Genomic DNA, 17,875 nt, shown 5'->3' with positions numbered 1-17,875 from the left:
GGATAAAAAACAATGGCTAAAATTACAAAAACCGATCAAGAGTGGCAGAGCCTCCTTTCTCCCGAAGCTTATTATGTTGCCAGAGAGCATGGAACCGAGAGAGCCTTTAGCGGAGAGTATGCCGAGTTTAAAGGGGATGGAATCTATACCTGCGTCTGTTGCGGCAACCCCCTCTTTGATTCAACGGCAAAATATGATTCAGGGAGCGGTTGGCCGAGCTATGACCGTCCGATTTCTCCGGATGCACTCGAAGAGAAACGGGACATCAGCCATGGGATGATCCGTGTCGAGGTGCTTTGCGCTTCGTGCGATGCCCATTTGGGACATGTTTTTCCCGATGGTCCTAAAACAACCGGATTACGCTATTGTATCAATTCCGTCTGCCTTACATTTAAACCACGCACGCAGGAGTCCTAATGCGCTTTTTACTCACTTTATTGTTGGCTGCAACTCTCTCTTTTGCCGCCTCTCACCCGAAAGTTCTTCTTCAAACAACCCAGGGGGATCTAACCCTTGAACTGTATGAAGATGTAGCACCGCTGGCTGTCGAAAACTTTACGACACATGTCAAAAACGGCTATTACAACGGATTGACGTTTCACCGCATCATCAAAAACTTTATGGTTCAGGGTGGTGATCCGACCGGAACCGGAGCGGGGGGAGAGTCCATTTGGAAAAAACCGTTTAAAGATGAATTTAAATCCGGCGTTGTGTTTGATAAAGCCGGTATTTTGGCGATGGCGAATGCCGGACCTCGAACCAATGGCAGCCAGTTTTTTATCACAACGGCTCCGACACCGTGGCTGAATGGTTACCACACTATTTTCGGACGCGTTGTATCCGGAACAGATACCCTAGCCAAACTCAATAATGTCCAAACCAACGGACCTCGTTCGGGAGACAAACCGCTCCAAACGCAAAAAATTATCAAAGCTACCCTTCTTCCCTAATCCCCCTCTCTTTGCCCGTCAAAGTCTTCTCAAAGAGACAAACGGGCATAATTTTGTAATCGTTTCGTAACCATTATGTAACGGTTTTGTAATTGTATTGCGTCTCTTGTTACTAATCTTAATTTATGGAGCATTCATGTTCTCTCGTGACAACCTCTTCTTCGGCGGTATATTCGTCCTCATGACCGCCATTTTTATGGTGTGGGGATTTAACTATCTCGAAAACAACTATACCCTCTTTGTCCTCGCCACTCTTTTTGGGATTTTTATGGCGTTTAACATCGGCGGTAACGACGTCGCCAATTCCTTTGGTACCAGTGTAGGGGCTAAAACGCTCACTGTCAAACAAGCGCTGATGATTGCCGCAATCTTCGAACTCGGCGGTGCGATGCTTGCAGGGGCTGAAGTAACCAACACGATCCGAAAAGGGATCGTCGACATCTCTGCAATGGATTTCGATCCGATGCTCCTCGTATTTGTAATGATGGGATCACTCCTCTCTGCTGGAACATGGCTTTTGTTTGCAACTTTCAAAGGGTATCCCGTCTCAACGACCCATGCCATTATTGGAGGGATTCTAGGGGGTTCTATCGCTCTAGGATACGCTACGATGGAAGTGGGAGAATCGGTTTTTGGTCTGGTTCATTGGGATCAAGTGACCAAAATCGCTATCAGCTGGGTCGTTTCACCGGTTCTTGGAGGTATGGCATCGTATGGAATCTATTGGTATTTGAAAAAATACATCCTCGATTACAATGACCGTGTTCAAACACACATTGATGACATCAAAGGACAAATTACCGCCCTCAATGATTCACACAATGCAGCGACTGCAACCGCAGAAGAAAAAGCGCTCCATGAAGAACAAGTACATGAGCTTAATCGTTTGAAGAAAAAACAAAACGCATTTTATGCTCTTCGAACCCATGCTCCGATCGTAGCAGCATTCGGTACGGCAATGATTGCAGGGATGTTACTGTTCAAAGGGCTTAAAAATGCCGATTTAGGTCTCAATGATGCCCAAATCTACATGTTGCTGGCCGTTCTCTCAACTCTCATGTACGGAGTTGTTTATGCCATCATCAAAGTGATGCATAAAGATACCCCTCACAAAGCCACCATGCGTGTCTTTAGTATGCTCCAAGTCCTTACCGCATCCTCTTTTGCATTTAGCCACGGGGCAAACGACATCGCGAATGCAATCGGACCGTTCGCTGCAATCATCGATATATTGGCAACAGGTCAGATTAATGCAGAATCACCGGTCCCCTTTATCGCTATGGCAACCTTTGGGATTGCACTCGTAGCTGGATTGTGGTTTATCGGTAAAGAGGTAATCGCCACTGTAGGCAGCCGCATTACCGAAATTTTTCCGGTAACCGGTTTCGCTGCGGAACTTGGTGCAACGTTGGTCATTTTGTTAGCAACGGTTTTAGGGATCCCCGTTTCATCAACCCATATCCTTGTCGGAGCCGTCATCGGTATCGGGATGCTCAATCGGGATGCTAACTGGAAATTAATGAAACCGATCGCTCTTGCCTGGGTTATCACCCTCCCTGCCGCTGCTGCAATGGCAGCAATTTTCTTCTTTATCCTCAAAATAGTATTTGGCTACTAGGCCAAATACTTCTTAACTTTTTTCACTTCCTGCATACATCCACATACATTACCCTTCGAAGGGAATCAAGAGACTTTTCCATAATCCTACGGCTGATTCATTCGAGATTTCTTTCTCATCATCCCGTACTTTATACGGGATCTAAGAAATTTAGATACTGAACCTTGTTCAGCATGACGGTTTGGATTATTAATACTAAAGAATGAATAAGCCGTGTGATTTTTTACAAGCTGGATTCCGTGTCGTAGCACGGAATGACGAGAAGTCTCTATAATGAATTATTTTTGAAGTTTACTCAGAGCATCGAGGATATTATTTTGTTTCGCTTGATCGAGCGGTGTGTCATTGGAAACAAACATATAAAATTCTACCCGTCTATTTTTGGCTCGATTTGCTTCTGACGTATTCTCTGCAACGGGCTTAGCCGAACCGAATCCGGCAGTCGAAAGACGTTCAGGAGCGACACCGTTGCGAATCAATTCACGCATAACGGTATCTGCCCTGCGACTGGAGAGTTCGATATTATCTCGATACGAAGAACCCTGAGGAAGAGGCTGATTGTCCGTATATCCCCGTACCGATATGTCTACATTAGCAGGGAGAGCATTGATTATATACGCAATACGTCGAATGAATAAATGCATCTCTTCATCGTCAATGGTAGCATTTGCACCCCGGAAAGGGACAGAAGCAGGCAATTTTAACAAAACACCATCCATTGTCTGATCCAATGGACCGTCCCCTCCCATCGAAGCATTCACCAACTCTTGTTGGATTTTACTGATGGAATCTTTAAGCTCTTCTTGGCTCTTCGCCTCTCCGATAAATAACGATCCCCCCTCTTCAATCAAGGCTTTTCCGCTGGGATTTCCACTCGCATCAGGATTAGGTTTTTTGGTCTCTGGAACCATATCCTGTACAGGATTGATCTGTTCGGCAACCGGGGCATAATCATAAATTTTGACAAACTCTTCTTTAACCGCTTGCAATTTTTCTTTATTGACCGATGCAATCGCATACAAAGCAATAAAAAGTGCCAGCAAAAGACTGAAAAAGTCAGCGGTCGGAACCGCCCATTTTTCACCCGCTTCACACTCTGGGCACTTTTTACACTTGTGTTTTTTACCCATTTAGTTACTCATTAGTTAAATTGGCTGTGTTTTTCTTCCGCAGGCGAAAGAAAATTCAATAATTTTGCTTCAAGTGTACGAGGGTTATCCCCGTGAACAATACCGACAATGCCCTCAAGCATCAGTTTTTGTTCTTTAACAATATGGTGTGATTTCGCAATCATTTTTCTTCCCCATGGCCCCAAAAGAACGTAGGAAGAAAAGATCCCCGTAACCGTTGCCGTAAATGCCCCGGCAATACCTTTAGCCATTTCTGCCGGATTATCAAGCTTTTGAAGCGCAAGAATGAGCCCCAAAACGGCTCCGATAAGTCCCATAACGGGAGATGTTTCCCCTGCTAGAAGCCAATAATGGCCGCAACCGTGATAGTAATGTTCAGTCTCTTCAATAACCAGTTCTAACGTTTCCACAATCGTATCGACTTCATTTCCATCCACGGCCATACTCAGACCTTGTCTCAAAAATTCATTATCAATTTGAGCCACTTTTTGTTCCAAGGATAACAAACCGTCACGACGTGCCAACGTCGATAATTCGATAATCTCCTTGATCCTTGCGTGCAAATCAACAGAGCTTTTTTTAAAAACGATCGGACCGAGATTTTTAAAAGCACCTTTTACGAATTCTGCATCCGTAGCAACCGCTGCAGCTGACATTGCCGTTGGAAAAATAACGATCAGTGAAGCTAAATGGATAATATGGAGTGGATTTCCTCCATCCAAAATATCCCCGGTTGAAATAGCTGCGATAGCTCCCAGAATCCCTAAAATAACCGTTAAATCCACGTAACTCCTTCTCCTCTAGGGTAATTATGATACATCCTTGTAATTACCATACCTTGTTGTTTGATTGTACCTTGTTTTCACTGAAAATCAATGATTAACGTCTCTATTTTTTATTAAAGAAAGTATATAAGATCTTAATCAGCAGCATTAAGAAAATGCCGCTTCCCATACTTGCAACAATAAAGGCATAATATTCAGTGTGGGTAATCGCGTTTGCCTGATACCCTAAGGTTGCAATCGCAACCGTAAAAGTAAGCGGCATCGAATCACTTAAAGAGAATAAAATCGTATTTTTAAGTCCCAAATACCCGCTGTACGCAACCAGTGAACTGATAAGGCGGATACCAATAATCGCACCGGCAATGAATAATGCAAGTTCAAGTATTTTTACATCGGTAAATGCTTCCAATGCAAGCGTCGAACCTACGTGAATAAAGAAAATAGGAACCAAAAATCCAAATCCAAACGAAGAGAGTTTTTCGGGAAGTTCCGTTTTGTGTTTAAAATAGGTGGCGATAAATACCCCTGCCAAAAATGCTCCCAAAACAACATCGATTTTAAGATAAAGCATCACGGCAATCATAATAAACATCAGTGCCATCGAAAAACGGATATCCTGATCTTTACCGTCATCATGAGGCATAATCAGTGTTTTGAGCCCTGGATACCACCAGAATAGAATCCGGATCCCCCGGAAAAAGAGGACAAATCCGATCAAGAATAAAAACAATCCCCCCAACACAAAAGCAAAGTCCCGGTTATAGCCGTATTCAAGCCCTCCGCTGAGAATCGTTAACGCCATAATGCTGACCAACTCACCGATGATGCCGATATTGAGCGCAAGGGCAAGCCAAGGCTCATTTTTGCCATATTCTTTAACCAATGCCATGAGCATTCCCAGCGAAAAAATGGGGAATGCTACCAAATATACGGAGCTAAGATCAAAATAGATAAACAAAGCAAACGAACACCCATAAAGCATAGCAAAATAGATGATGGTTCGACGGAGGAGGGAAGATTTTGCAAAACCGAACTCTTTGAGATTAACTTCCATCCCCGCCAAAAACATCAGGTACAAGAAGCCTACTTTTGCAATGATTTTAAAGAGTTCATTTTCAACCAAAAAGCCGAAATATCCGGCGAGACTTCCCAATAAAATCTCAACGACCACCACCGGGATTTTCGTAACGCGGGACAAAAACGGGGAGAGGAGTACCAAAAGCGATAACGTAATAATAACAACCGTATTGCTCATTCTTATCCTCTCAACGCTTTCCAAACGTTAATCGCTTGAATATGTTCTTTCACGTCATGCACTCGAACAATGGAAGCACCCTCTTCTATCGCTTTAAGATGAATGGCCAAAGTACCCCCCAAACGCTCATCGCTCTGTGAAGGGGAAATAGCATTGATTATCGATTTACGACTAGCCCCCACTAACAATTTTTTCCCTAAACGCAAAAAGTGGCTTTGATGGGTGATTAAGGCACAATTTTCTTCCAATCGTTTCCCAAAACCGATCCCGCAATCCAAAATTATCTCTTTGATCCCGTAAGACTCCGCTTTTTCGATACGCTCCCGGAAAAAAAGCTCCACATCATGAAGAACAGACGTGTAAACGGGATTTTCCTGCATCGTTTGAGGGATCCCCTGCATGTGCATAATCACTGCGGTGGCACCGTAGCTGCCACACAGTCGGGCAACCTCATCATTAGCCAAACCTGTAATGTCATTGATAAGCGTGAACCCTCTCTCTAACGCATAACTCACAACGATAGGTTCATAACTGTCCAGACTCAGGCGCGTCTTCTCGTAAAAGCGCTGATCATACAATGCATCAATAATCGGACGGACACGGGAGAGCTCTTCTTCTGCACTTATCGCCACAGACCCGGGACGGCTCGATACACCGCCCAGATCAATGATATCGGCACCCTCCTGCAGCATCGTCTCGATACGCATGATCGCTTGGGAGCCTTGAAAGCGGCTTGCATGGTAAAAACTGTCCTCATTGGCATTAAGAATTCCCATGACGGAAATCGTATCGTCATGTTTACGGCGACAAAAGCTCTCCAGTTCAACGGATAGTTGTTTGAGGCCAAAGGGCTGTGCCTTCTCTTTTTGAACCAATTGTTGCAATTGCCGCTCCGTGGCGATCAGCAGTGCAGTGACACGGGGAATCGAAGCGGTAACCGTCCCTTTTGGAACCGCTAAATCGGCTCCAATACTGAGGGCATCTTGTTTGAGAATATTGGCAGCCCCGACGTGGAGATCACGGATGCGGATCAAATGAACTTCACCCTTATCCTCTAAAATACGAACACCTCCACCATCTACTCCCAGTTTTAAGAGTTCACGATGCAGGTCCATCGTCCCTGAAAGTTTTTCAACGACCACGCTTAACCTCTTTGAGGAAATTGATCAGCACCATGACGAGCACACTCTGAAAACGGCTGTTAAGTTCGATCAGGCGCAGCGCTTTCTCAAATCCTTCAAGCTGGGTTGCCGTGAGAGGGATTTTTTCAATATGTATAGCCTGAAACATTAACTGCTCAATCAATCCTTTGGCTTCGTGTTTTTTAAGCCGATCATGCTCTTTTACAAAGGTAAATAATTCGGCAAGATCAAAAGTTTTCAGAAGTATCGGGAGAGTTTCATGCGTACGTTTGTGCTGTTCTTGTCTGAGACTAAGACGTGAACGTACCGTAGGGAGAAAGGTACTTTTATTCGGAGCCATAAGGATAAATACAATATTTCGGGGAGGCTCTTCGAGAATTTTCAAAAGGGCATTTTGGGCGGGAACGGTAAAACTTTTAGCGCCAAGAATTAATGTTTTGGTATGCTCTTCACTTTTATACGCTTCGGCAATGACCTCTTTGGCATCTTCGATTTTAAAATCATCCCGCATAAACGTTACACAGCGTAAGGGGCGCACAGACTCTTCAATTTCTCGGACTCTCTCTTCGATCTCATCGGTGATGAGAATTCCGCCCCGTTCATTCTCGAACATTAATCTCCCCGAACAGTACGGCGCCAAGCGTTTTGTCAAAAAGACGGTAGAGTTGCAGCAGTTTGATATCGATTAGTTCATCGTGTGAGCGCAATACCAAAGCATTTTGAAACCGCTCGTCCATAATCCATAGCAAACTGTTGGCATTACGTTTCGCAATATCGGCACGACGGTCATCCCCTCGACCGATATACCAAAAGAAATATTCCCCTTTGAAACTGATATCGAGCATATCGCTCAGCATATCAATCGACTCTCCGCCGCTGATATGTTCATAATGGGGATAAAGGGCATCGATGCAAACAATGGGGATCATCGGACGGTCCTGCGAACGTTTGTTCAAAGAGGCGGTAATGTAATGGGCAAACCATTTGCGATCATGATCGGTGATGAGGACAATACTTTTTCCCCCCATCATCTGATCCATGGCATTAGCAAGTGCAGGGGTCCATTCGAAACGCTGCTCTTCGAACCAGCTCATCGATGCCCCTACGGAGCGGATCGATTCTAATGTCCACTGATCAAATTGACGCACTTATTGATCCAATGCGTAGGCACTGTGCAATGATCGCACTGCAAGCTCCGCGTATTTTTCATCAATAACCATTGAGACTTTGATCTCCGAAGTAGAAATCATCATAATGTTAATATTTTCACGCGCCATCGTTTGGAACGCTTTTGCCGCTACTCCCGTATGGGATTTCATCCCGACACCGACGATGGAAACTTTACAGATACACTCATCGTACGATGCTTCCGTAATCTCACCCTCCGCAATAAAGGTCTCTACAACCGATTTTGCATCGATCAGTTCCGTTTTCGGAACGGTAAAATCGAGATTGGTTTTACCATCATGCCCCAGCGTCTGAATAATCATATCAATGTTCACACTGTTATCGGCCAAACGGGTAAAAATATCCGAAGCAATTCCCGGACGATCGATCACACCGCTCAAAGATACGCGTGCTTGGTTTTTATCGAGTGCGATACCGCTGACAAGTGGTTGTTCCATAATATTCTCTTCCTTTGTAATAAGTGTCCCTTCCGCATCGGTAAAGCTGGATCGGGTTACGAGGTTAACATTTAATTTTTTTGCAAGCTCAACTGAGCGGTTTTGAAGTACTTTGGCTCCGAGGGATGCGAGCTCGAGCATCTCATCGTAGCTGATTTTATCCATCTTTTTAGCACGCGGTTCGATGCGGGGATCGGTGGTATAGATACCGTCCACATCGGTATAAATTTCACATAAATCCGCTTGGAGTGCCCCTGCGAGAGCAACGGCAGAGAGATCCGATCCTCCCCGTCCGAGGGTCGTGACCTGACCGCTCTCGCTAACCCCTTGGAATCCCGCAACAACGACAACTTTACCCGCTGCGAGTTCTGCATGCATGTGTGAAGGATCAATACTCTCAATCCGCGCTTTCGTATGAATACTATCCGTCACAATCCCCGCACGACGACCGCTCATAGACGTGGCACTGTGTCCCATAGCATTGAGTGCGATGGAGAGCAACGCAGCCGTTACCCGCTCACCGGAACTCAGGAGCATATCCACTTCACTTCGTTCCGGTGTAGAAGTGTAATGCTCCGCATAGGCGATCAGCTTGTTGGTTTCGCCGCTCATAGCCGAAACGACGACGACGACTTGATGCCCCTCTTTTAGTGTTTGCGAGACGCGGTTGGCGACGTTTTGGATCCGCTCCAAATCACCGACACTGGTTCCGCCGAATTTTTGAACAATTAGCATTACAGGTACCCCTTGGTTCTAAAATGGGAGATGACACGTTCATAGACCGGTTTTTTGAAATGGGCGACATGACTCAATACGTCATCACTGCTCACAAAACGATACGCTTTGAATTCAGGGTGCTTCGTATCTAAATCGATTTTAGCCCCCTTTTTCAAGCGTACCAGATAATAGCGCTGTTTTTGTCCGGCGTACGGAGCCATTTTGGCAGCGACATGGGAGGGAAAATCGTACGCGATCCAATCGGGATACTCGGCAATGATCTCTACTTTTTTGGTACCGATCTCTTCACCCAGTTCTCGGAAAAGAGCCTCTTCACTCGATTCACCCTCATCAATTCCCCCTTGAGGAAACTGCCATACCCCTTCCAAATCACTCCGTTCGGCGATAAAAATATCTTTAATCTCAGGATATTCATGAGAGACAATAATCGCCGCCACATTCGGTCGGTAGAACTTTTTTTCGGTCATTCACCATCTTTTTAAATTTAAATGTTATACGTCTAACCTGGCGAAGCCCGTTTAGACGGCAGGGACAGGCTTGTCCCCTGCACCCCCCTAAAGCTTTTCGCACTAAATGCGAAAGAATTCTTTATTTTGGAGAGGTATTGTAAACTATTCGCCATTAAAAATACTATAATCCTGATATGCTTTTATACATTCACATCCCTTTTTGCGATAGCAAATGCTCCTACTGTGCGTTTAACTCGTATGTCGATAAATTCTCGTTACGCAAAGCGTATATGAATGCCCTTATTATCCAACTCAAAATGGAGCTCCTCCGCTTCAAGGTAACTACGGACAACCCGATCGAAACCGTATTCATCGGAGGAGGGACCCCCTCTACCGTAGAACCCTCCCTCTATCGACCAATTTTTGAAATGATAGACCCTTACTTAGCTCAAGGGTGCGAAATTACCTCGGAAGCCAATCCTAACAGTGCTACGCGAAGCTGGCTGGAGGGGATGTTTGAGCTGGGGGTCAATCGTCTCAGCTTCGGCGTACAGAGTTTTAATAATGAAAAATTGAAAATACTCGGACGCGCCCATAATACGCAACATGCCCTCCAAGCGATCCGCACTGCAGCAGCCATCGGCTATAAACACCTCAGTATCGATTTGATTTACGGCGTTCGGGGAGACACCAAAGCCCTTTTAAAAGCAGACATGGCCCAAGCACTCGCCCTCCCCATAGACCATATCAGTCTCTATGCTCTGACCATCGAAGAAGAAACAGCCTTTGAAAAAACCCCTGAAATGGCCCAGGAAGAGCTGGAATTAACCCAATGGCTCTTTCGTGAGATCACCTCTAAAGGGTTTGAACAGTACGAAATCTCCAATTTCGGAAAATACCGTTCCCGCCACAACCTCGGATATTGGGAACACAAACCCTACATCGGTCTGGGTTCAGGCGCTGTCGGATTTTTAGAAAATCGCCGCTATTATCCGAGCACCAGTGTCGATCACTATGTCCAACATCCCTGCGAAATGACGACCGAAGAGATCACAGAAAATGCCCTCCTCAGCGAAAAACTCTTTTTAGGATTTCGCAGCTGTGTCGGCGTGGATAAAGTATTTTTAACCGTCAAACAAAACAATCAAGCGGAAATGCTCTGCCAAGAAGGGCTGCTCATCTACCGTGACGGGCGCTATTTTAATCCGGATTTTCTCTTAGCCGATGAAATCGCTCTGAGGGTAGAAGGGTTTTAAACTTTCTTTGGATAAAATCCACAACAACTAAATTTTTTGAGTAAGGCTATAGCAATGTTTGGAATGGGTATAGGGGAAATTTTTCTTATTATTATTATCGCTATTTTATTTTTGGGTCCCGATAAACTCCCATCAACAATGGTTGATATCGCTAAATTTTTCCGACAAGTCAAAGGAACGGTTAGCAGCGCCAAAGCTACGCTCGAAGAAGAGATGAAATTCTCCGAGATGAAAGAGAGCGCACTTAATTACAAAAAAGAGCTTATTGATGCCAGTTCGGAATTAGAACGTCTTACCAACGTGACCGAAATCGGTACAGAACTCAACGTCCTTAAAAATGATATTAATCTCGACATCCCCCCTCCTGCTCCCGCCGCTCCCAAAGAGGCTGAAGTCATCACTTTTACCCCCAAGCCTAAACCTGTCGAAACCAAAAAAGAAGAGAATGTCTGATGTTTGAAGATTTAAAACCGCACTTAGCCGAATTACGTAAACGACTCGGTATCAGTGTCGCCGCTGTTATTATCATGTTTTTCGTCATGTTCAACTTTCACGAAGCATTGCTGGCCTGGGTTACCGCACCCCTCGCCGAAGCTATCGCCTCTGTCGCTAAAGTATCCACAAAAGCCGCCGAGGGGATGATTACCACCACACAGCTGGGGGGAACTTTTTTCGTCGCCATGAAAGTTTCCTTTTTTGCCGGGCTGCTTGCCGCACTCCCTGTTATTCTCATGCAGTTTTGGCTTTTTATCGCTCCGGGACTTTACGCCAATGAGAAAAAAATGCTCATCCCTTTCGTCGTCGGCGGAACCGTTATGTTCGCTATGGGGGCGGCATTCGCTTATTACGTCGTTACCCCCTTCGGATTCAGCTATCTCATTGCGTTCGGAAGTGCCTCGTTCGTACCGATGATCAACATCGAAGACTACGTCGAATTTTTCACCAAAGTGATGTTTGGATTCGGTTTGTCGTTTGAGCTCCCGGTTATTTGTTATTTCCTTGCCTTATTAGGGTTAATAGATGACAAAGCAATGATCGGCTTTTTCCGCTACGCTATCGTTTTGATCTTTATCATCGCCGCCATTTTGACACCGCCGGATGTCATCACGCAGATTTTAATGGCGATGCCGTTAATTCTCCTTTACGGCGTCTCCATCCTGATCGTCCGTGCGGTCAATCCGGCACCGAAAGAGGAACCCTACATCGAAGAAGATGAAGAGGAGACGATTGACTAAATGCTCGATCCTCTCCTAACGTCGAGTTACGATTACACTCTTCCAGAAGAGCTGATTGCGACCCATCCGATTCATCCTAGAGATCATGCCAGGCTCCTCGTCTACAACCGCGCCGATAAAACCATCACTCACGCCCGTTTTGATGCACTGGAATCGTTTCTCCCTCAAAACTGCGGGATCATTTTCAATGATACCAAGGTGATTAAAGCTCGCCTTTACGGGAAAAAAGAGAGCGGCGGAGCGATAGAGCTGCTCATCAACCGCCCCCTTGATGCCTATGCGATTAATGTCTATATCAAAGGGCGCGTCAAAATCAACACTCTTTTGCTTTTTGATGCCGATCTCACAGCTCGTGTAACCGCTTTGCATGAAGACGGTTCGAGGGAAGTTAATTTTTATCTTCGAGAGTGTCGGATTCGCTTTGAAGAGCTTCTCCCCCTTTTAGAAAAAGTCGGACACATTCCCCTCCCCCCCTATCTGGGACGTGAAGATAACTCCGAAGATGAGCGTGAATACCAAAGCGTTTTCGCCCACTATGAGGGGGCGGTAGCAGCACCCACCGCATCACTCCACTTTAGTGATGAACTCTTTGAAGCCGTTTGTTCTTCTCATCCTCATGCTTTTGTAACCCTTCATGTCGGTTCGGGAACGTTCAAGCCTGTCGAAGCAGAGATCATTACCGACCATCCGATGCACTCGGAATATTTTGACATCAGCGCATCGGCACAAGAACTTATCCATAGCGATATGCCGCTTCTCTCTATCGGAACGACCTCGACCCGCACGGTCGAATACCATATCCGTACTCAAGAATTAAGAGGAGAGGCAAATCTTTTTTTACACCCGAGCAATCCCCCACAGCGGGTCAACCATCTCCTCACCAATTTCCATCTCCCCCAATCAACCCTCTTGATGCTGGTCGCTTCCTTCGTCGGATTGGAAGAGACTCACCGTATTTATCAAGAGGCAATCGACCAAAAATACCGCTTTTTTTCCTACGGTGATGCGATGCTTATACTCTAAATTACTCCCAATTATGATAAAATGGTGATATTCCTTCTCAAGGCATTAGTATGAGTAACATTAACCGCAGAAATTTTTTAGGCGCCGGCCTTATCTTAGGTGCTTCTACCCTTTTAGGGAAAGAGGCCCCGAAACAAATCATCACCGAGGCGAAAAATTTTGTCCCTCCTGTGATTGCATTCCCAGAGAAAAAACCGCTCAAAGTGATCTCTGACCGTCCTCCGTTGCTCGAATCGCCGCGTGATATTTTCACCCAAGCCATCACCCCGAATGATCAGTTTTTCGTCCGCTGGCATATGCCCGATATTCCGACCTATATCGATTTGAACGAATTTCGACTCGAAGTAAAAGGGAGCGTTGAAAATCCTCTCTCTCTGAGTGTCGATGATTTAAAAAGCAAATTCGAGCCGGTTGAGATCACCTCAGTCCTTCAGTGCGGCGGTAACAGCCGTAAATATTATGCAGGTACCGGTCCAGCAACGCATGGTGTCCAATGGGGACACGGTGCGATGGGGTGTGCTGTGTGGAAAGGGGTACGTCTCAAAGACATCCTTCATCGTGCCGGTGTCAAAGGGAGCGCGAAGTGGGTAGGTGTTAACGGTTTGGAAAAGCCGGCGATGGAAGAGACACCAAAATTTTTCCGAGAAATGAACATCGATGAAGCGCTTAGCGGTGACTTGATCGTCGCCTACGCAATGAACGGGGAAGACCTCCCGTATCTCAACGGCTTCCCACTCCGTCTCGTCATTCCGGGGCATTTTTCCGACAGCTGGGTCAAAATGCTCTCAGAAATTACCGTCATGGACGAATATCGACAAAGCTTTTTTATGGATGTCGCCTATACCGTCCCCGATAACGACTGTGAATGCGTCGTTTCCGGGAGCGATTTCGAGTACAAACGCAAACCGATTGCCATCATGAAAGTCAAATCGGTCATCGGGTATCCGACACCAAATACCGTGATAAAAAAAGGTTCCCGCGTCAAAGTAACGGGGGTCGCCTTCGACCAAGGTAAAGGGATTAAAGAGGTTATGATCTCTACCGACGGAGGTAAAAGCTGGAGTGCCACCCAACTGCAAAAAGATCACGGAAAATATGCCTACAGACCGTGGACCTTTCAATGGGAGCCCAAAGCCAAAGGGGAATACACTATTATGGTGCGTGCGATCAACCGTATCGGAAATATTCAGCCTCAAGTGAATGAAATTGGCTGGAATGCCGGCGGATACCAATATAACGCCGTCGATAGCGTCAATGTGAAAATTGTATAAGGGTTCCAAGATGAAAAAATTACTAGTACTCAGTGCCCTTTTGGCCACAGTTGCATGCGCTCAAGTCTCTAAACCGATTGAGATGCCTTACGTCGATTACCCGATGGCAAAAGGGGATCATGATGAAGTGGCCCAGCAATATTGTCTGATCTGCCACTCATGGGGATATATCCTGAACCAAGGTACAAAAAGCCGTCCTTACTGGACCGGAACCGTTCAAAAGATGGTGAATGAATTCAAAGCCCCTATCGGGAAAGAAGATCAGCAAACCATTATCAACTATCTTGTCAAACATTACGGATATGAAAGTACGGCTCAACACTAAGAGCCGTAATTACACCACAACCACTCTTCCGTTTCGTACCTCTATCAATCCTGAAAGCTCCGCTTCAAAAATCTCATTCGGAAATTTTACCATCACCTCTTCATACGTCGGGGCATTTCTGCAAAAAGATACAAATGGGGTATCGTCAATACTGTTTCGTCCTCTTTGACTCATAAGTGCAACAAAAATATCAATATCGTCAATCGCTTCAGCCTTCCCCTCCCGTAAAAGCTGACGCGTTGCGGCACTCTCCCGCAAACGGTGGGGAAGGACGTATATTTGTTTTCCCATTGCTAATGCGTATTCGACACTCCGCATACTTCCGCTTCCGATATCGGCTTCCGTTACGATCAATACATCTCCCAGTGCCACTACAATCTCATTACGGACGACGAAACTCCACTCACGTGCAGCAAATCCAGGTTCAAAAGGGGTCATCGTAAGTCCATGACTCTCAATCGCTTCAATAAGTTCACTATTTGCGGCGGGGTAACGTAGATCGATACCGCACGGTAAAATCGCTATCGTGTTTTCAGCTCCCGCACCCTGATGGGCTATTGCGTCGACTCCAGCGGCAGCACCGCTGATAACGACCATGCCGGATAAGGAGAGTTTTTTAGAGAGTTCCAATGTTATGGCACGGGTATAGGGATTTGGACGGCGTGTTCCGACGATGGATATCTTTGGACGATTTAACAGCCCTAAATTTCCACGATAATAGAGTTTTTCCGGCGTGCGTTTCATTGAAGAGAGTTCCGGGATGGTAAAAGGGACGCTGTTGTGCATACAAATTCTTTCACTTGATATGGACAACAATAGCAAACAATTCCTGAAGAGAGATAAACTATGTCAAATTGTCAAATTTGATCGATTCCTACCAGTTGAACTTCTCCCAGTACCCCTTTGGATTCTTTGAGTGCTCGAATGGTATCGGGACGGGGATGTCCTATCGCGATAGCAGTCCCATGCCGCTTTGCTTTCTCTACCGCTTCTCGGATTTGCTTTTTGACATTCGCCACACCGTCTTGATGATCCAAAAAGACATCCCGTCCAAGATAGCGTACACCCAGTTTTTTGGATATTTCCGGAACTTTGGTCTTACCTGTCGTTCGGCTGTCGACAAAAACAATCCCCTCGCTTTTCAAGACACGCATCAATTTCTCCATCGCATCCGCATCCGCAGTAAACTTGGAGCCTGTATGATTATTCATATACCGTACACCCGGATAAACCTGCTTGAGTGCAGCAATACGCTTGCTAATCGTCTCATCAGTATCATTACTTCGCAATGTCGAAGATTCTTCATCATTAAAATCTACCGCTTCAAGCGGTAAGTGAACCATAAAACGGGTTTGCTGTTGCGCCAGTTTTCCAGATTCGGGATGTCGAGAACTCGGAGGGAGAAACGACATCACCAGCGGAAGTCCTGTTGATTGGATTGCTTTGACATCACGAGCATACGATACGTCATCAATAATGATAACGAGCTTTGCTCCTGACACCGAGGGGAAATAACGTCGTTCGGTAGAAGGAGGCGGAAGAGCTTTTTTGTCTTTTGGAGCGTACTCATGCTCCGGTTTTACCGGTTCGTGCCTCTCTTCTCGTTCCAAAATAGACTGAAGCTCTTTTTTCAGACGACGGATTTCCTTCTCTTGCATCTCCCCTTTTGGCGTTACTACGGATATCGGGCTCTTTTGGAGAGAGGAGAGTTCTTCCCGTAACTGCTGTGTTTTAAGCCGTTCTTCGAAAAGTTCTTCTTCCGCCTGATTAAACCCTAAAAAATAGCCTATTAATGCTGCAGAAAGGAAAAGAGTAACTCCGGCGATTCCCCACCCGAGCCAGTATAATACATGAGATTTAGAAGATCGAGGCTGTTTACTCATAAATGAAGGAACCTCTCAGAGAAGTTTTCAGAGCCTTATGCTCTGAAAAATGGGAAATTAGTTTGTAGCTTGGTTAACGATTTTGTTTTTAGAAATCCACGGCATCATAGAGCGCAATTTAACACCCGTTTGCTCGATCAATGACGCACGCGCATTTGCACGCTCTGCATTCATACGAGGATAACCCGCTTGCCCTTCAAGGATGAAATCTTTTGCGAAACGGCCGTCTTGGATCTCTTTGAGGATCTCTTTCATTGCCGCTTTTGATTCCGCGTTGATAACACGTTTACCAGAAACGTAGTCACCGTATTCTGCAGTGTTAGAGATAGAGTAACGCATATCGGCGATTCCGCCCTCGAACATCAAATCAACGATCAGTTTCAACTCGTGAAGACACTCGAAGTAAGCAAGCTCTGGTGCGTATCCCGCTTCCGTCAATGTTTCAAATCCCGCTTGTACGAGAGATGCCGCACCGCCGCAAAGAACCGCTTGCTCTCCGAAAAGGTCTGTTTCGGTTTCGTCTTTGAATGTGGTTTCGATGATTGCTGTACGTCCGCCACCGATAGCCGATGCATAGGATAGAGCAAGCTCTTTTGTTGTCCCGCTTGGATTTTGTCCTACTGCGATAAGATCAGGGATCCCGCCGCCGCGAACGAACTCAGAACGTACAGTGTGACCCGGTGCTTTAGGAGCGATCATCGTAACATTGATATCTGCAGCCGGTTGAATGCGTCCGTAGTGAATGCTGAACCCGTGACCGAATGCGATAGTTGCACCTGATTTAAGATTAGGAGCGATTTCATTTTTATAGATTTCTGCTTGGTTTTCATCCGGAAGAAGGATCATTACCACATCAGCGTATGCAGATGCTTCTGCAACGGTCATAACTTTGAACCCTTTTGCTTCCGCTTTGCCCCATGAGCTACCCTCTTTACGAAGACCGATAACAACTTCGACACCGCTGTCGCGAAGGTTTTCCGCGTGTGCATGACCTTGTGATCCAAAACCGATCATTGCCACTTTTTTGCTTTTGATTAATTCGATATTACAATCTTTATCGTAGTAGACGCTCAATGCCATAAAGGTATCCTTAGAGTAAGCTCATAGGCTTAAAATTTGGCGAATTATACCCCACTTTTGCATAAAAAAATATTAGTAGACACTTAGATTAACGTGGTAACTTTTCCTTT

Annotated in this window: 20 protein-coding genes; 9 read left to right on the top strand and 11 right to left on the bottom strand. The window is 45.6% G+C overall.

Annotation, left to right across the window (positions count from 1 at the left end; genetic code table 11):
* Window positions 1-12 precede the first annotated feature (12 nt).
* The 3 genes from msrB (at window position 13) to WB308_RS03395 (ending at window position 2,568) form a co-directional block, all read left to right on the top strand.
* Window positions 13-417 carry a peptide-methionine (R)-S-oxide reductase MsrB gene (gene msrB, locus WB308_RS03405; protein ID WP_424189003.1) on the top strand — a complete coding sequence of 135 codons (405 nt, stop codon included), beginning with the start codon at window positions 13-15 and terminating at the stop codon, window positions 415-417.
* Entirely contained in the window at window positions 417-950 is a 534-nt protein-coding gene (locus WB308_RS03400; protein ID WP_424189001.1) for a peptidylprolyl isomerase, read from the top strand. Before msrB ends, WB308_RS03400 begins: the two co-directional genes overlap by 1 nt.
* A 136-nt stretch (window positions 951-1,086) precedes the next feature.
* On the top strand, window positions 1,087-2,568 hold the full coding sequence (locus tag WB308_RS03395) for an inorganic phosphate transporter (RefSeq protein ID WP_424188999.1): 1,482 nt from the start codon (window positions 1,087-1,089) through the stop codon (window positions 2,566-2,568).
* 278 nt (window positions 2,569-2,846) lie between these two features.
* Here WB308_RS03395 and motB read toward each other — a convergent pair whose 3' ends face one another.
* From motB to WB308_RS03355, 8 genes are all read right to left on the bottom strand, one after another.
* The gene (gene motB / locus WB308_RS03390; RefSeq protein ID WP_424188997.1) at window positions 2,847-3,698 is read right to left on the bottom strand and encodes a flagellar motor protein MotB; all 852 of its coding nucleotides are present in this window, start codon (window positions 3,696-3,698) and stop codon (window positions 2,847-2,849) included.
* Window positions 3,699-3,709: 11 nt separating this feature from the next.
* The gene (gene motA / locus WB308_RS03385) at window positions 3,710-4,483 is read right to left on the bottom strand and encodes a flagellar motor stator protein MotA (protein ID WP_424188995.1); all 774 of its coding nucleotides are present in this window, start codon (window positions 4,481-4,483) and stop codon (window positions 3,710-3,712) included.
* Window positions 4,484-4,586: 103 nt separating this feature from the next.
* Window positions 4,587-5,738: a cation:proton antiporter gene (locus WB308_RS03380; protein ID WP_424188993.1), complete on the bottom strand. Its 1,152-nt coding sequence runs from the start codon at window positions 5,736-5,738 to the stop codon at window positions 4,587-4,589.
* A gap of 2 nt (window positions 5,739-5,740) precedes the next feature.
* Window positions 5,741-6,880 carry a dihydropteroate synthase gene (gene folP / locus WB308_RS03375; protein WP_424188991.1) on the bottom strand — a complete coding sequence of 380 codons (1,140 nt, stop codon included), beginning with the start codon at window positions 6,878-6,880 and terminating at the stop codon, window positions 5,741-5,743.
* On the bottom strand, window positions 6,870-7,493 hold the full coding sequence (locus WB308_RS03370; protein WP_424188989.1) for a DNA polymerase III subunit delta': 624 nt from the start codon (window positions 7,491-7,493) through the stop codon (window positions 6,870-6,872). The genes folP and WB308_RS03370 overlap by 11 nt, the downstream gene beginning before the upstream one ends.
* Window positions 7,480-8,028, bottom strand: coding sequence for a HobA family DNA replication regulator (locus WB308_RS03365; protein ID WP_424188987.1), 549 nt, complete (start codon window positions 8,026-8,028; stop codon window positions 7,480-7,482). Before WB308_RS03365 ends, WB308_RS03370 begins: the two co-directional genes overlap by 14 nt.
* On the bottom strand, window positions 8,029-9,240 hold the full coding sequence (locus WB308_RS03360) for an aspartate kinase (protein WP_424188985.1): 1,212 nt from the start codon (window positions 9,238-9,240) through the stop codon (window positions 8,029-8,031). It abuts the gene before it with no gap.
* Window positions 9,240-9,710 carry an RNA pyrophosphohydrolase gene (locus tag WB308_RS03355; RefSeq protein ID WP_424188983.1) on the bottom strand — a complete coding sequence of 157 codons (471 nt, stop codon included), beginning with the start codon at window positions 9,708-9,710 and terminating at the stop codon, window positions 9,240-9,242. The genes WB308_RS03360 and WB308_RS03355 overlap by 1 nt, the downstream gene beginning before the upstream one ends.
* A 176-nt stretch (window positions 9,711-9,886) precedes the next feature.
* On the opposite strand from WB308_RS03355, the gene hemW reads away from it, so the two are divergent.
* The 6 genes from hemW to WB308_RS03325 are packed head-to-tail and all read left to right on the top strand — an operon-like array spanning window position 9,887 to window position 14,802.
* Window positions 9,887-10,948 carry a radical SAM family heme chaperone HemW gene (hemW, locus tag WB308_RS03350; protein ID WP_424188981.1) on the top strand — a complete coding sequence of 354 codons (1,062 nt, stop codon included), beginning with the start codon at window positions 9,887-9,889 and terminating at the stop codon, window positions 10,946-10,948.
* Between the two features lie 54 nt (window positions 10,949-11,002).
* Window positions 11,003-11,401: a Sec-independent protein translocase protein TatB gene (gene tatB, locus WB308_RS03345; RefSeq protein WP_424188979.1), complete on the top strand. Its 399-nt coding sequence runs from the start codon at window positions 11,003-11,005 to the stop codon at window positions 11,399-11,401.
* On the top strand, window positions 11,401-12,183 hold the full coding sequence (gene tatC, locus WB308_RS03340; protein ID WP_424188977.1) for a twin-arginine translocase subunit TatC: 783 nt from the start codon (window positions 11,401-11,403) through the stop codon (window positions 12,181-12,183). The genes tatB and tatC overlap by 1 nt, the downstream gene beginning before the upstream one ends.
* Entirely contained in the window at window positions 12,184-13,206 is a 1,023-nt protein-coding gene (gene queA, locus WB308_RS03335) for a tRNA preQ1(34) S-adenosylmethionine ribosyltransferase-isomerase QueA (protein ID WP_424188975.1), read from the top strand.
* A gap of 50 nt (window positions 13,207-13,256) precedes the next feature.
* Window positions 13,257-14,477: a molybdopterin-dependent oxidoreductase gene (locus WB308_RS03330; RefSeq protein ID WP_424188973.1), complete on the top strand. Its 1,221-nt coding sequence runs from the start codon at window positions 13,257-13,259 to the stop codon at window positions 14,475-14,477.
* A gap of 10 nt (window positions 14,478-14,487) precedes the next feature.
* A complete protein-coding gene (locus WB308_RS03325; RefSeq protein WP_424188971.1) occupies window positions 14,488-14,802 on the top strand; it encodes a sulfite:cytochrome C oxidoreductase subunit B in 315 nt (104 codons plus the stop codon).
* A gap of 9 nt (window positions 14,803-14,811) precedes the next feature.
* Here WB308_RS03325 and WB308_RS03320 read toward each other — a convergent pair whose 3' ends face one another.
* The 3 genes from WB308_RS03320 to ilvC form a co-directional block, all read right to left on the bottom strand.
* On the bottom strand, window positions 14,812-15,588 hold the full coding sequence (locus tag WB308_RS03320; protein WP_424188969.1) for a DNA-processing protein DprA: 777 nt from the start codon (window positions 15,586-15,588) through the stop codon (window positions 14,812-14,814).
* Window positions 15,589-15,659: 71 nt separating this feature from the next.
* Complete coding sequence (locus WB308_RS03315; protein WP_424188967.1) at window positions 15,660-16,685, bottom strand: divergent polysaccharide deacetylase family protein; 1,026 nt, start codon at window positions 16,683-16,685, stop codon at window positions 15,660-15,662.
* Window positions 16,686-16,742: 57 nt separating this feature from the next.
* Entirely contained in the window at window positions 16,743-17,765 is a 1,023-nt protein-coding gene (ilvC, locus tag WB308_RS03310; protein ID WP_424188965.1) for a ketol-acid reductoisomerase, read from the bottom strand.
* Window positions 17,766-17,875 lie beyond the last annotated feature (110 nt).

Origin of the sequence: Sulfuricurvum sp. (assembly GCF_049587615.1) — a bacterium.
GTDB lineage: Bacteria > Campylobacterota > Campylobacteria > Campylobacterales > Sulfurimonadaceae > Sulfuricurvum.
Note: the sequence above shows the minus strand (reverse complement) of the source record. Positions and strands in the feature narration are given on the sequence as shown.